Origin of the sequence: Vibrio sp. YT-18, assembly GCF_033337345.1 — a bacterium.
GTDB classification, from domain to species: Bacteria; Pseudomonadota; Gammaproteobacteria; order Enterobacterales; family Vibrionaceae; genus Vibrio; species Vibrio alginolyticus.
The window spans coordinates 41390-55305 of record NZ_JAWOQO010000012.1; the positions used below are offsets into that span (position 1 = coordinate 41390).

Annotated in this window: 13 protein-coding genes; 8 read left to right on the forward strand and 5 right to left on the reverse strand. The window is 45.0% G+C overall.

The window, feature by feature from the left end:
• Positions 1 to 11 precede the first annotated feature (11 nt).
• From fldA to R7M72_RS16445, 3 genes are all read right to left on the reverse strand, one after another.
• Positions 12 to 545, reverse strand: a complete 534-nt coding sequence (gene fldA / locus R7M72_RS16435; RefSeq protein WP_005382146.1) for a flavodoxin FldA — start codon at positions 543 to 545, stop codon at positions 12 to 14.
• A gap of 48 nt (positions 546 to 593) precedes the next feature.
• Positions 594 to 815 carry a DUF2788 domain-containing protein gene (locus R7M72_RS16440; RefSeq protein ID WP_005393038.1) on the reverse strand — a complete coding sequence of 74 codons (222 nt, stop codon included), beginning with the start codon at positions 813 to 815 and terminating at the stop codon, positions 594 to 596.
• A 112-nt stretch (positions 816 to 927) separates the two neighbouring features.
• Entirely contained in the window at positions 928 to 1695 is a 768-nt protein-coding gene (locus R7M72_RS16445; protein ID WP_017819953.1) for an alpha/beta fold hydrolase, read from the reverse strand.
• Between the two features lie 92 nt (positions 1696 to 1787).
• Between R7M72_RS16445 and seqA the strand changes: the two genes are divergently transcribed.
• Together seqA and pgm are read left to right on the forward strand one after the other, a co-directional pair.
• A complete protein-coding gene (gene seqA, locus R7M72_RS16450; RefSeq protein WP_005382149.1) occupies positions 1788 to 2330 on the forward strand; it encodes a replication initiation negative regulator SeqA in 543 nt (180 codons plus the stop codon).
• Positions 2331 to 2422: 92 nt separating this feature from the next.
• On the forward strand, positions 2423 to 4069 hold the full coding sequence (pgm, locus tag R7M72_RS16455) for a phosphoglucomutase (alpha-D-glucose-1,6-bisphosphate-dependent) (protein ID WP_315956903.1): 1647 nt from the start codon (positions 2423 to 2425) through the stop codon (positions 4067 to 4069).
• 61 nt (positions 4070 to 4130) lie between these two features.
• Here the strand turns inward: pgm and R7M72_RS16460 are convergent, their stop codons facing one another.
• Positions 4131 to 4904: a DUF1853 family protein gene (locus R7M72_RS16460; protein WP_017634812.1), complete on the reverse strand. Its 774-nt coding sequence runs from the start codon at positions 4902 to 4904 to the stop codon at positions 4131 to 4133.
• A 231-nt stretch (positions 4905 to 5135) separates the two neighbouring features.
• Here R7M72_RS16460 and R7M72_RS16465 point away from each other — a divergent pair, with 231 nt between their 5' ends.
• Positions 5136 to 5894, forward strand: coding sequence for a Nif3-like dinuclear metal center hexameric protein (locus R7M72_RS16465; RefSeq protein WP_238970222.1), 759 nt, complete (start codon positions 5136 to 5138; stop codon positions 5892 to 5894).
• Between the two features lie 92 nt (positions 5895 to 5986).
• On the opposite strand, the gene R7M72_RS16470 is transcribed toward R7M72_RS16465, so the two are convergent.
• Complete coding sequence (locus R7M72_RS16470) at positions 5987 to 7276, reverse strand: citrate synthase (protein ID WP_238970223.1); 1290 nt, start codon at positions 7274 to 7276, stop codon at positions 5987 to 5989.
• Between the two features lie 396 nt (positions 7277 to 7672).
• On the opposite strand from R7M72_RS16470, the gene sdhC reads away from it, so the two are divergent.
• The 5 genes from sdhC (at position 7673) to sucA (ending at position 13893) form a co-directional block, all read left to right on the forward strand.
• Positions 7673 to 8065, forward strand: coding sequence for a succinate dehydrogenase cytochrome b556 subunit (gene sdhC, locus R7M72_RS16475; protein ID WP_017634811.1), 393 nt, complete (start codon positions 7673 to 7675; stop codon positions 8063 to 8065).
• Complete coding sequence (gene sdhD / locus R7M72_RS16480; RefSeq protein WP_005382169.1) at positions 8059 to 8403, forward strand: succinate dehydrogenase, hydrophobic membrane anchor protein; 345 nt, start codon at positions 8059 to 8061, stop codon at positions 8401 to 8403. Before sdhC ends, sdhD begins: the two co-directional genes overlap by 7 nt.
• The gene (gene sdhA, locus R7M72_RS16485) at positions 8404 to 10170 is read left to right on the forward strand and encodes a succinate dehydrogenase flavoprotein subunit (protein ID WP_318056258.1); all 1767 of its coding nucleotides are present in this window, start codon (positions 8404 to 8406) and stop codon (positions 10168 to 10170) included.
• Positions 10171 to 10185: 15 nt separating this feature from the next.
• A complete protein-coding gene (locus R7M72_RS16490; protein WP_005382174.1) occupies positions 10186 to 10896 on the forward strand; it encodes a succinate dehydrogenase iron-sulfur subunit in 711 nt (236 codons plus the stop codon).
• Between the two features lie 171 nt (positions 10897 to 11067).
• Positions 11068 to 13893, forward strand: a complete 2826-nt coding sequence (sucA, locus tag R7M72_RS16495) for a 2-oxoglutarate dehydrogenase E1 component (RefSeq protein ID WP_005382176.1) — start codon at positions 11068 to 11070, stop codon at positions 13891 to 13893.
• The last annotated feature ends 23 nt before the right edge of the window (positions 13894 to 13916 follow it).

Here is a 13916-nt window from a genome sequence, read left to right on the forward strand (position 1 = left end):
ATTCAATTTGATTAGCCTTCTAGCTCAGCTAAACACATCTCTTCATAGATCTGTTTAACCCAGCTTTCAACACGCTCGTCAGTCAATTCTGGTTGGCGGTCTTCATCAATACATAGACCTACGAATTGGCTTTCGTCACCTTCAACAAGTGCTTTAGACGCTTCAAATTCGTAGCCTTCTGTCGAGGTATGGCCAAGAATTGTGCCGCCTTTAGACTCAACGATATCACGGACTGTGCCCATCGCGTCACAGAAGTATTCTGCGTAGTCTTCTTGGTCGCCACAGCCAAAGATAGCCACTAGCTTAGTAGAGAAGTCGATTTGCTCAAGTTCAGGGAAGAAGTCATCCCAATCACATTGTGCTTCGCCGTAGTACCAAGTTGGGATACCTAGAAGAAGAAGATCGAAGTTATCAATGTCTTCTTTGCTGCTTTTCGCGATGTCTTGAACGTGAACTAGATGTTTACCTAGTTGCTTTTGAATCATCTTTGCAACGGCTTCAGTATTACCTGTGTCGCTACCGAAGAAGATACCTACACTTGCCATAGAGTCTATACCTTTACATTGTTTGTTATTGGCGATGTTACTAAGGGTTTAACCTAACCCTGAGCCTTCCCAAGTTAGCTGAATTACACCTTTTGCAATAAAGCCAGCACAGCCTAGGAAAAGGACTAACCACACAATACGACGACCAAAAACAGGTACATTGCCTTGCTTTAGCACATCTTTTATCGCCATCCCGATGAAAAAAAAGATAGCAGCAAAAAGAAGATCGAGCCCAATAGACTCGAGCATATCCATATAGTCGTAAAGCATTTTAGCCCTTCATGCCGAAAAATCTTGGGCGCACTATACCACTGTTAAACGGTAAAGTTAATGCACTACAAGAAGGGTTATTTCAATAATCTAGTGTTGCTTTTCGAATTTGTTAACTCGAAATGTATTTTCGAATGACTCTCATTACTTCTGTCGGTTTCTCGGCGTGTAACCAGTGACCAGTGCCAGCGATAATGTGTGCTTTAGCATGGTTAAATTGTCGCTTCACTGCCGGCTGATGTTCTGGCATTAAGTAGTCAGAGTCGCCGCCTTTGATAAATAAAGTTGGGATATCTGTTGGTGTGATTTCTTGCCAGCCAATAATTTGGTCATAATTCTCAAAAAGGCTCGGTACGTTAAACCGCCAATCCATCTTATCGCCATTTTTGTACAGTGATTTAGAGAGAAATTGTCTTACACCATCGAGTTCAATATGTTGAGCTAGGATATCCATGGCTTGCTGTCGATTTGCTGGTTTTTCATTAATAACAGCATGTAAGCCGTTAAAAACATTATCGTGACGGTTCGTAGTGTAGGCTACAGGCGCCATGTCGAGAACGACTAACTGCTTGACTACATTTGGAGCAATGTCCACAAGAGCCATCGCGACTTTTCCGCCCATGGAGTGACCAATAACAATAGATGGCTCAACGTTTAAGTGCTGAAGGAGCTGAGCCACATCTTTTGCCATATCGGTATAGTTATGGACTTCGGAGTGGAAAGAGAGGCCGTGATTTCTCAGATCAATACTGATCACCGTGTGATCTTTAATAAGATCGCGGGCGAGTAGACCCAGATTACTTAAACTACCAAACAATCCGTGAATCAAAACAACTGTTTGGCCTTGGCCTTCCTGCTTATAGTTGAGTAATGCTGACATTTTATCTTATTCGTGATGGGTTTAACGTGGAGTATCCGCGTGGATCTCGTTATAATCCCCCAGAGTTTAAACATTGAGAATGTGAAAAGCGAATGAAAACAATTGAGGTTGATGAGGATCTATACCGTTATATAGCTAGTCAAACTAAGCATATCGGTGAAAGCGCCTCGGATATTTTGCGACGCCTTTTAAACCTTGATGGTCAGTTGCAGGAAGCTAAAGCCGCGCCTGTAGTAGAGAAGCCACAAGGGATTGTAGTAAGTAAAGATGCGGGTAAAACGGAATCTGTTGATGTAGTGAAAGAAATGCGTTCGCTGCTTATTTCTGATGAGTTTGCCGGTCTAAAAAAAGCGATTGATCGCTTTATGTTGGTATTATCGACCTTACATAAATTGAATCCAGAAGGTTTCGCCCAGGCTACGAATGTAAAAGGACGCAAACGCGTGTACTTTGCAGATAATGAAGAAACCTTGCTAGCAAACGGTAATACGACCAAGCCAAAAGCCATTCCTGGCACACCGTTTTGGGTTATCACGAATAACAATACAAGTCGTAAAAGACAGATGGTTGAACAAGTTATGGCACACATGGGGTTCCAACCTGACTTAATAGAAAAAGTAACAGGTTCAATCTAAGAAACCTGATAGAAGCCTCATAATGCGTCGCAGTGAGCGGATATTATGAGGCTTTTTTAATTTTATTTGTATTGAAAGAAAGGATGTCAAACATGGCTATGCACCCTCGTGCTGGGCAAAAAGCGCAGCAGGAAGATCTTCACAATATCCCAGCACTCGTTGCTAACTACTTCTTACTTCAACCAGACGCGGCAAACGCAGAACACAAAGTTCAATTTGGTACTTCTGGCCACCGCGGTACTGCAGACAAGCACACTTTTAACGAAAACCACATTTTAGCGATCGCTCAAGCGGTAGCAGAAGTTCGTGCTGAGCAAGGCACAACTGGCCCGTTGTTTTTGGGTAAAGACACGCATGCGCTATCTGAGCCTGCTTTCTCAAGTGTGATTGAAGTACTGATTGCAAACGGTGTGAAAGTGATTGTCCAACAAGACAACGGTTACACGCCAACACCGGGTATTTCACACGCGATTCTGACTTACAACATCAAACACGATGAAAAAGCAGACGGTATCGTTATTACCCCATCACATAACCCACCACAAGACGGCGGTATCAAATACAATCCGACACATGGTGGTCCTGCAGAAGCTGAGTTGACTCAAGCTATCGAAGATCGTGCGAACGAATTGATTGCTGGAGGTTTACAAGGTGTTAAACGCCTACCACTAGCAGAAGCAAAAGCATCGGATCTGTTTGTAGAGATGGACTTGGTGAAGCCATACATCGATGACCTGGTGAACGTTATTGATATGGAAGCAATCCAAAAAGCGAACCTGAAGATTGGTGTAGATCCATTGGGTGGCAGCGGTATCGATTACTGGCGTCAAATTGGTCAGGCATACAACCTAGACCTAACGCTAGTAAGTGAATCGATCGATCCTTCTTTCCAATTCATGTCGCTAGATAAAGACGGCGTTGTGCGTATGGACTGTTCTTCTCCTTACGCAATGGCGGGTCTATTGGCACTGAAAGACGAATACGATTTAGCATTTGGTAACGATCCTGACTACGACCGTCACGGTATCGTTACGCCAAAAGGTTTGATGAACCCGAACCACTTCTTAGCCGTTTGTATTGACTACTTGTACCGTCATCGTGACGCGTGGGGTAAAGATGTCGCTGTTGGTAAAACACTAGTTTCAAGTGCGCTGATTGACCGTGTTGTTGCGGATCTAGGTCGTGAGCTATGTGAAGTGCCTGTTGGTTTCAAATGGTTTGTAGACGGTCTGTACACTGGTAAGTTTGGTTTCGGCGGCGAAGAAAGTGCTGGTGCGTCTTTCCTTCGTAAAGATGGCACGCCTTGGTCAACAGACAAAGATGGCATCTTGCTATGCCTTCTAGCAGCAGAGATCACTGCGGTAACGGGTAAGAACCCACAAGATTACTATGAAGAGCTAGCGGCGAAGCACGGTGAGTCGAAGTACAACCGTATTCAAGCTGTAGCAAATGGCCCACAAAAAGACGTATTGAAGAAGTTGTCACCAGAAATGGTTGCGGCTGAAACTCTAGCAGGTGATGAGATCACTGCTCGTCTAACGCATGCACCAGGCAATGGTGCTGCGATTGGTGGCCTTAAAGTAACGACAGCTAACGGTTGGTTCGCTGCTCGTCCATCAGGCACAGAGGACATCTACAAGATTTACTGTGAAAGCTTCAAAGGTGAAGAGCACCTAAAACAAATCGAAGCAGAAGCACAAGAGATCGTTAATCAAGTGTTTGCAGCCGCTGGTTTGTAAAACATCCAATGGTCAATGTATCTAGCAAAGGGTTGATGTGAAAACATCAACCCTTTCATGTTTAAGTGCCCCGAACCGCTTTATCTCCGGGCCATGAATCTGGTACCACAAACCAGAATTGACCGTCTTCCGTTTGTGCGTGTATGAATCGATCTAAAGGCTTTTCAATAGGTTGAGAGAAATCGTCTGTACCGATCGCCCAGCATGGTTTATGTAAATGATAAAGGGGTTTACCAATTAAATCCCATTGACTTTGATAGCACCAGTAACCACTAATCTGACTTGGATTTAATTCATAACCCAAGCACTCCTTAGGAGTTGGCTCTGGAGTAAACGGATTAATATAGAGTCGTCCTTGCATCATTAGGCGCTCTTCTGGAGAGTCGTTTAAAGGAATTATTTTTTGAAATTCCGGGCGATCGCTCATTTTCAGCTGATGCGTGAGCATTCTATCCAATTTTGCATGTAACTGGTCGTGAGCATTCGGGCCATACCAAATGCCGTTGTAAAGAAGATAAAACTTAATCGCCACTTCCCAATGTTCTATCTGATTTGATTCTGTATTCCTCAACACCAAATCGACAGCACCAATGGTCTTACCTTCAGCGTCGTTTAACTGAATTTCTTCGGCAATAATCTGATATCGTCCTGAATTAGAAAGAGCCGCAGTGCATAGGTGCTGATATAAAAAACCCAGTCTCGGATTACCATTGTATTGTTCTGAGCTATTCAAAGGTTTGACCGAGACATCTTCTAAGGTTGCAAACGGAGGGCGTAACTTGAAAAGCGGAGGTGAAGTGGCGATCCATTGGTAAAAGCGTTGCAGTTGGTTCATCCGTATCCCTAAATCTATGGTGAGGCGACAAGCTTTGTTATTGTAACTAAATTTGCTTTTGAGGGTAGGGTGGCTAGCATCGATATTAGGGTTCGAGATACACTTTAAAGACCTAAATGATATCAAGGTGCCAGATGTCAAAACGTTGTTGTATCAACTAGGTTGCACTCTTTCGTCTGATTCCATCGAGAGGTTATTTAGGTTTACATGCGCTAGAAATTGGAAGTAATAATGAATAACTTAAAGTTAGAACAGATTCTTAATGACAAACTGTCACCGCAGTTAATTAAAGATTACGCACCAAATGGGTTACAGGTAGAAGGGAAATCAGCGGTAAAGCGTGTTATCACTGGCGTAACCGCCTCTCAAGCCTTAATCGATAAAGCGATTGAGCTTAATGCAGACGCATTGCTTGTTCATCATGGCTATTTTTGGAAAGGTGAGCCTGAGCCAATTCGTGGCATGAAAGGTAAACGAATTCGTAGCCTGATCAAAAATGATATCAACTTATATGGTTATCACCTTCCTCTAGATATTCATCCAGAGGTAGGCAACAACGCTGAATTAGCTCGCTTACTTGAAATCGAAGTAGAAGGTGGGCTTGAAGGGCACCCTCAGTCAGTTGCTATGTTTGGGCGCTTGAAAAAGCCGATGTCTGGTGTTGAATTTGCGAGTAAGATCAACCAAGTTCTTGAAAGAGAGCCTCTGCATATCGCTCCAGAGAATACTGATAAGATGATTGAGACAGTCGGCTGGTGTACTGGTGGAGGGCAGGATTTCATTGAACTTGCTGTACAGCACGGGCTGGATGCATTTATCTCTGGAGAAATTTCAGAGCGTACCACTTATACCGCTCGTGAAATGGACATTCATTACTTTGCTGCAGGTCATCATGCTACTGAGCGTTATGGTGTTCAGGCCTTAGGCAAATGGCTAGCGGATGAATATGGCCTACATGTGGAGTTTATCGATATTGATAATCCGGTTTAGCGTTCTCCATTAATAACGTTAAACGCAAAAAAGAAAAAAGGGTTGAGACGAAAATCTCAACCCTTTTGTTTGTCTATCTTCGTACTAAAAGATCATTCACGTTCGTGAAGTGGAGAAAACTCACGTTGTGTTTCGCCAGTGTATAGCTGACGAGGACGACCGATGCGGTTCAGTGGATCGCTGTGCATTTCGTTCCAGTGAGCAATCCAGCCGATGGTACGAGAAATCGCGAAGATAACCGTAAACATAGAAACTGGAATACCAATCGCTTTAAGAATGATACCTGAGTAGAAGTCTACGTTCGGGTACAGCTTCTTAGACACGAAGTACTCATCAGAAAGCGCAATGCGCTCAAGTTCCATTGCGACGTCTAGCAGAGGGTCTTGAATGTTTAGCTCTTTGAGAACTTCATGACACGTTTCGCGCATTACTGTCGCACGTGGGTCGTAGTTCTTGTAAACGCGGTGACCAAAGCCCATTAAGCGGAATGGGTCATCTTTGTCTTTCGCGCGGTCTACATATTCAGGGATGTTATCGACGCTGCCAATCTCTTCTAGCATTCTCAAGCAGGCTTCGTTTGCACCACCGTGAGCAGGTCCCCAAAGGGATGCAATACCAGCGGCAATACATGCAAATGGGTTCGCACCAGAAGAGCCAGCTAGACGAACAGTTGATGTCGACGCATTCTGTTCGTGATCCGCGTGTAGAGTGAAAATCTTATCCATCGCACGGGCAACCACAGGATTTACTTCATACTCTTCGCAAGGGTTTGCGAACATCATATGCAAGAAGTTCTCTGCGTAGCTAAGGTCGTTACGAGGGTAAATAAATGGCTGACCGATAGAGTATTTGTAACACATCGCCGCCAGTGTTGGCATTTTTGACAGCAGACGGTACGCTGTAATTTCGCGGTGTTCGTCGTTGTTAATGTCAAGAGAGTCGTGATAGAAGGCTGCAAGTGCTCCAACTACACCACACATTACCGCCATTGGGTGTGCATCGCGTCGGAAGCCATGGAAAAAGCTTGCGATTTGCTCGTGTACCATTGTGTGACGAGTAACGGTCGTTTTGAATTGCTCGTATTGTTCTCGGGTAGGGGCTTCACCATAAAGAAGGATGTAACATACTTCTAAGTAATCTGCGTTATTGGCTAATTGATCAATCGGGAAACCGCGGTGCAAAAGAATACCTTTGCCGCCATCGATGTACGTGATTGATGATTCACAAGATGCAGTGGCAAGAAAACCTGGGTCAAAAGTAAAGTAACCATTGGCTCCCAGCTTACGAACGTCAATTACAGGTGTACCTAGCGTACCGTCCATAATTGGCAGTTCGATTGGCGCTTGACCTTCAACATGAAGGGTCGCTTTCTTATCCGCCATAACAATCTCCTTTGTTTATTATTTAATCCGTCCAGGATGTTTATGTGCCATTTTTGTACTGTTGTTAAAGCTTAAAGTCAATTTTTCTCCATCTTTGTGTGCACTTGTTATGATTTTTCTCATGAAAATCGTTAAAAATCTGTTCTATGTAGCATAATTTGTTACACCAATTGTATTAGAATGTTGCTCGCCGTATATTGGCAAAGAAAATTTTAGTTAAATCCTTATAAATTCGGGGCTAGAAACAAAGAGTGAGGTTTGTTGCTGGATTCCGTTTGTTAACAAATTGTTTACACTTATCTGAGTGGTTACTCGCGATATTTGTTAAATAGATGTTAACTTTTGTACGTTTGGAAGCTGAAATTGGTTATAACAATAAATGCTCAATGGAGCTGAGTGAGCAAGCCCGTGAAAGAAAGAAAGTCAAGACCTGTTAATTTAGATTTACAGACCATCCACTTTCCTATCACAGCAATCGCATCCATCCTACACCGTGTGTCTGGGGTAATTACGTTTGTTGCGGTGGGTATACTACTGTGGTTACTATCCATTTCTCTGTCATCCCCAATGGGTTTTATGGAAGCCGCTGACATCGTCGATAGTTTCTTCGTAAAATTCATCCTGTGGGGAATTCTTACTGCACTTGCCTACCACATCGCAGGTGGTATCCGTCACTTATTGATGGATCTAGGTCACTTTGAAGAACTAGATTCAGGCACGATGAGCGCTAAAGTCGCGTTTGGTGCAACAGCAGTATTATCATTATTGGCGGGGATCTTGGTATGGTAAAACACGTATCTTCATTTGGTCGTAATGGTGTACACGATTTCCTACTAATTCGTGCAACTGCAATCATTATGACGCTATACACGATTTATCTGATTAGCTTCTGTGCATTTTCAGATATCTCTTACGCATCTTGGACCCAATTCTTTGGTGGTACCTTCACTAAAGTATTCACCATGTTGGCACTTGTCTCGATCCTGATTCACGCATGGGTTGGTTTGTGGCAGGTATTAACTGATTACATTAAGTGCGCGAAACTACGTGGCGCACTACAACTTGGTGTTATTGCCGTGCTATTCGGCTATGTCTTCTCTGGTCTATTTATTCTGTGGGGTGCGTAAGTGTCTATTCCAGTTCGTGAGTTTGATGCCGTAGTAATCGGCGCTGGTGGTGCAGGTATGCGCGCTGCACTACAAATTTCAGAGCAAGGCCTATCATGTGCTTTGTTGTCAAAAGTATTTCCAACACGTTCTCATACTGTGTCTGCACAGGGCGGCATTACCGTTGCTCTGGGTAACTCGCACAAAGACGATTGGCAATGGCACATGTACGATACCGTTAAAGGTTCCGACTACATCGGTGACCAGAACGCGATTGAATACATGTGTAAAAATGGTCCTGAGTCAGTTATCGAGCTTGAAAAAATGGGTCTTCCATTCTCTCGTTTCGATAACGGTACCATCTACCAACGTCCATTCGGTGGTCAATCTAAAGAGTTTGGTGGTGAGCAGGCTGCTCGTACAGCCGCTGCTGCAGACCGTACTGGTCACGCACTTCTTCACACGCTTTACCAGCAAAACGTAAAACACAAAACAACCATCTTCTCGGAGTGGTACGCTTTGGATCTTGTGAAAAACCAAGAAGACGCAATCATGGGTTGTACTGCGATTTGTATGGAAACGGGTGAAATCTGTTACTTCAAATCAAAAGCAACCATTCTAGCTACAGGTGGTGCAGGTCGTATTTACGCATCGACCACTAACGCGCACATCAACACGGGTGATGGCGTTGGTATGGCACTTCGCGCAGGCGTTCCAATGCAAGACATGGAAATGTGGCAGTTCCACCCAACAGGTATTGCTGGCGCGGGTGTTCTAGTGACGGAAGGTTGTCGTGGTGAAGGTGGTTACCTTCTAAATAAAGATGGTGAACGCTTCATGGAGCGCTACGCACCAAACGCGAAAGACCTTGCTGGTCGTGACGTGGTTGCTCGTTCAATGATGATTGAAATCCGTGAAGGCCGCGGCTGTGATGGTCCTTGGGGTCCACATATCAAGTTGAAACTTGATCACCTTGGTAAAGAAGTACTTGAATCACGTCTACCAGGTATCTGTGAACTGTCTCGTACATTTGCACACGTTGACCCTGTGAAAGAGCCAATTCCAGTAATTCCAACTTGTCACTACATGATGGGTGGTGTACCTACTCAAGTCTCTGGCCAAGCAATTAAGCAGAAGGCCGACGGTAGCGAGATGGAAGTACAAGGCCTTTACGCATGTGGTGAGATTGCTTCTGTATCGGTACACGGTGCTAACCGTCTGGGCGGCAACTCATTACTAGACTTGGTCGTATTTGGTCGTGCTACTGGCTTGCACCTTGGCGAAACGCTAGCAGCGCAAGCAGAAGCTCGTCCTGCAACAGAATCTGATATTGAAGCGTCTCTAGCGCGTACTATGCGTTGGGAAAACAGCACTGGTGGTGAAGATCCGGTTCAGATTCGTAAAGACCTACAAGCATGCATGCAAAATAGCTTCTCGGTATTCCGTGAAGGCGATGCGATGGCAACCGGTCTAGAAGAGTTGAAAGTGATTCGCGAACGTTTGAAAGATGCACATCTAGCGGACAAGTCTTCAGAGTTCAACACGCAGCGTATTGAGTGTCTAGAACTTGATAACCTGATGGAAACCGCGTTTTCAACTGCCGTTGCAGCGAACTACCGTACAGAGAGTCGTGGCGCACATGCTCGTTTCGATTTCCCTGAGCGTGATGATGAGAACTGGCTATGCCACTCTATCTACAATCCGGAAACAGAAGCGATGACTAAGCGTGATGTGAACATGACGCCAACGCATCGTGAAGCTTTCCCGCCGAAAGTACGTACATACTAAAGGGAGGATACGACTATGAAATTAAACTTCTCTTTATACCGTTACAATCCGGATGTGGATACCAAGCCTTACATGAAAGAGTATACCCTTGAGGTAGACGAAGGCTCAGACATGATGGTGCTTGATGCATTGATTCTGCTAAAAGAGCAAGATCCAAGCATCGCGTTCCGTCGCTCATGCCGTGAAGGGGTATGTGGTTCTGATGGTTTGAATATGAATGGTAAAAACGGCCTAGCGTGTATCACACCGTTATCTGCTCTACAAGGCGATAAGATAGTTATTCGTCCACTACCAGGGTTACCTGTCGTGCGCGATCTTATCGTTGACATGACGCAGTTCTATGATAACTATGCGAAAGTTAAACCATTCTTGATTGATGATGGTGCATTACCACCATCACGTGAGAACCTACAATCGCCTGATGATCGTGCGCATTTAGATGGATTGTACGAATGTATCATGTGTGCATGTTGTACAACGTCTTGCCCATCATTCTGGTGGAACCCTGATAAATTCATCGGCCCAGCTGGTCTTCTCGCAGCGTACCGTTGGCTAATTGATAGCCGCGATACGGCAACAGATGAACGTTTGTCTGATCTTGATGATGCATTTAGCGTTTTTCGTTGCCATGGCATCATGAATTGTGTAAGTGTTTGTCCTAAGGGATTAAATCCGACGAAAGCCATCGGTCACATTAAGTCGATGTTGGTTAATCGTTCGGTTTAATTTACTCGCTCTTAGGAATGTCGCAGTGTTGCGGATCACCCGATATGACCGCTTCACTGCTTCAGTAATATTCGAGTAAAGAATACAAAAATTGCCGACCGTATTTTTAGTCGGCTCTTATAGCTCGGCAAAGACCGAAGCAAACGTGAAAACTACTGGTTAAGGGAAAATATGCACAACGGCGTGATGAAGGCATGGCTCGAGTCTTCACACTTGGCTGGCGCCAATGCAACGTATGTAGAGGACCTCTACGAACTGTATCTAAGTGATCCCGATCTGGTAAGTGAGGAGTGGAAACGTGTTTTTGAAGGCTTGCCTAAGCCATCAGAAGAAGTGGCAGAACAACCACATTCACGTGTCCGTGACTACTTCCGACGACTCGCTAGAGAAACAAAGCATTACAATGTCCAAGTTAGTGACCCAGATGTCGATGCAAAACAAGTAAAAGTTCTACAGCTAATCAACGCATACCGTTTCCGCGGGCATGAAGCTGCAGAATTAGACCCACTAGGTCTATGGCAACGCCCAACCGTGGCGGAGTTAGACCCTGCTTTTCATAATCTTACCGAAGATGACTTCGAAGAAACTTTCAACGTAGGTTCTTTTGCTGTTGGGCAAGAAACCATGAAGTTGAAAGATATCTATGAAGCCCTCAACAAAACTTATTGCGGTTCCATCGGTGCTGAATACATGCACATGACTGACACAGAGCAAAAGCGTTGGATTCAGCAACGCCTTGAGTCTGTCGTAGGCCAGCCATCATTCAACAAAGATGAGAAGCGCACATTCCTAGAAGAGCTAACAGCCGCTGAAGGTTTGGAGCGTTACCTCGGGGCGAAATTCCCAGGTGCAAAACGTTTCTCTTTAGAAGGTGGTGATGCGCTGATTCCGATGACGAAAGAGTTGATCCGTCATGCGGGTACAAGTGGAATGCGTGAAGTGGTTATCGGTATGGCTCACCGCGGTCGTTTGAACATGCTGGTGAACGTACTTGGTAAGAAACCTCAAGACCTGTTTGATGAGTTCGCAGGTAAACACGACGAAACTTGGGGTACGGGTGATGTGAAATATCACCAAGGTTTCTCTGCTGATTTTGCGACTCCAGGCGGTGATGTTCACTTAGCACTTGCATTTAACCCGTCGCACCTAGAAATCGTAAACCCGGTAGTCATGGGCTCAGTTCGAGCACGTCAAGACCGCTTGGGTGATAATCAAGGTAGCAAAGTGCTTCCTATCACCATCCATGGTGATTCAGCAATCGCTGGTCAGGGTGTGGTTGCCGAAACGTTCAATATGTCTCTTGCTCGTGGGTTCCAAGTTGGTGGTACGGTACGCATCGTCATCAACAACCAAGTAGGCTTTACGACGTCTAATCCTCGTGACACGCGTTCTACGATGTACTGTACCGATATCGCGAAGATGGTGCAGGCGCCAATTTTCCATGTAAATGCAGATGACCCAGAAGCAGTTGCTTTTGTTACTCGCATTGCATTGGATTACCGTAACGAGTTCAAGCGTGATGTCGTGATCGATCTTGTATGTTACCGTCGCCACGGTCACAATGAGGCGGATGAGCCAAATGCGACTCAGCCTTTGATGTACCAGAAAATCAAAAAGCATCCTACACCACGCAAATTGTATGCAGATGTTCTGATCGATAAAAATGAATCAGATATCGAGACAGCGACTCAGTTAGTCAATGAGTATCGCGATGCATTAGATCGCGGTGAAGTGGTTGTTAAAGAATGGCGTCCAATGGCGTTGCACTCTGTAGACTGGTCCCCTTACTTAGGGCACGAATGGGATATGGAGTGGGATTCAAAATACGACAAGACACGCCTTATTGAGCTAGGCAATCGTCTGTGTCAGTACCCAGAAAGCCATAAACTGCAAAGCCGTGTTAATAAGCTATACAACGATCGTCTAGCAATGATGACCGGTGAAAAAGCTATTGACTGGGGTATGGCTGAAACATTGGCGTATGCTACATTGGTTGACGATGGCAAGCGTATTCGTCTTTCTGGTCAGGACTCGGGTCGTGGTACTTTCTTCCACCGTCACTCGGTTCTTCATAACCAAACCGATGCAAGCACTTACATTCCATTAGCGAATATTCATGACAACCAAGGGCCATTCCAAGTCTTTGACTCAGTATTGTCAGAAGAAGCTGTGTTGGCGTTTGAATACGGTTACGCAACAGCCGAACCAGGTGGTTTAACTATCTGGGAAGCACAGTTTGGTGATTTTGCCAACGGTGCACAAGTTGTTATCGACCAGTTTATCTCGTCAGGCGAGCAAAAGTGGGCGCGTTTGTGCGGTCTTACTATGCTTCTACCTCATGGTTATGAAGGTCAAGGTCCTGAGCACTCATCTGCACGTTTAGAGCGTTACCTTCAGCTTTGTGCTGAGCAAAATATGCAGGTTGTGGTTCCTTCAACACCGGCTCAGGTGTACCACATGATTCGTCGTCAGGTTGTACGCCCAATGCGTCGACCTCTCATTGTTATGTCACCGAAATCTTTGCTGCGCCACCCTCTATGTACTTCAACGATTGAAGACTTGGCGGATGGTACATTCCAATCTGCAATTCCAGAAGTAGATGATTTAGAACCAAGCAAAGTGAAACGTGTCGTGTTCTGTGCTGGTAAGGTTTACTTTGACCTACTAGAGCAGCGCCGTAACAACGAGCAAGACGATGTTGCTATCGTGCGTATTGAACAGCTTTACCCATTCCCAATGGAAGAAGTACAAGCAGCAATTGCTCAATACACTAACGTTGAAGACTTCGTGTGGTGTCAGGAAGAACCTCAGAACCAAGGTGCTTGGTACTGTAGCCAACATAACTTCCGTGCCGCTATTCCTGCAGGTGCAAATCTTAAATACGCAGGTCGCCCAGCTTCTGCTTCGCCAGCAGTTGGCTACATGTCGGTGCACTTGAAACAACAAAAAGCGTTGGTTGAAGACGCTCTGAACGTGAACTCAAAAACTTCGAATTAAGAACTAGAAGTTAAAGGAAGAAA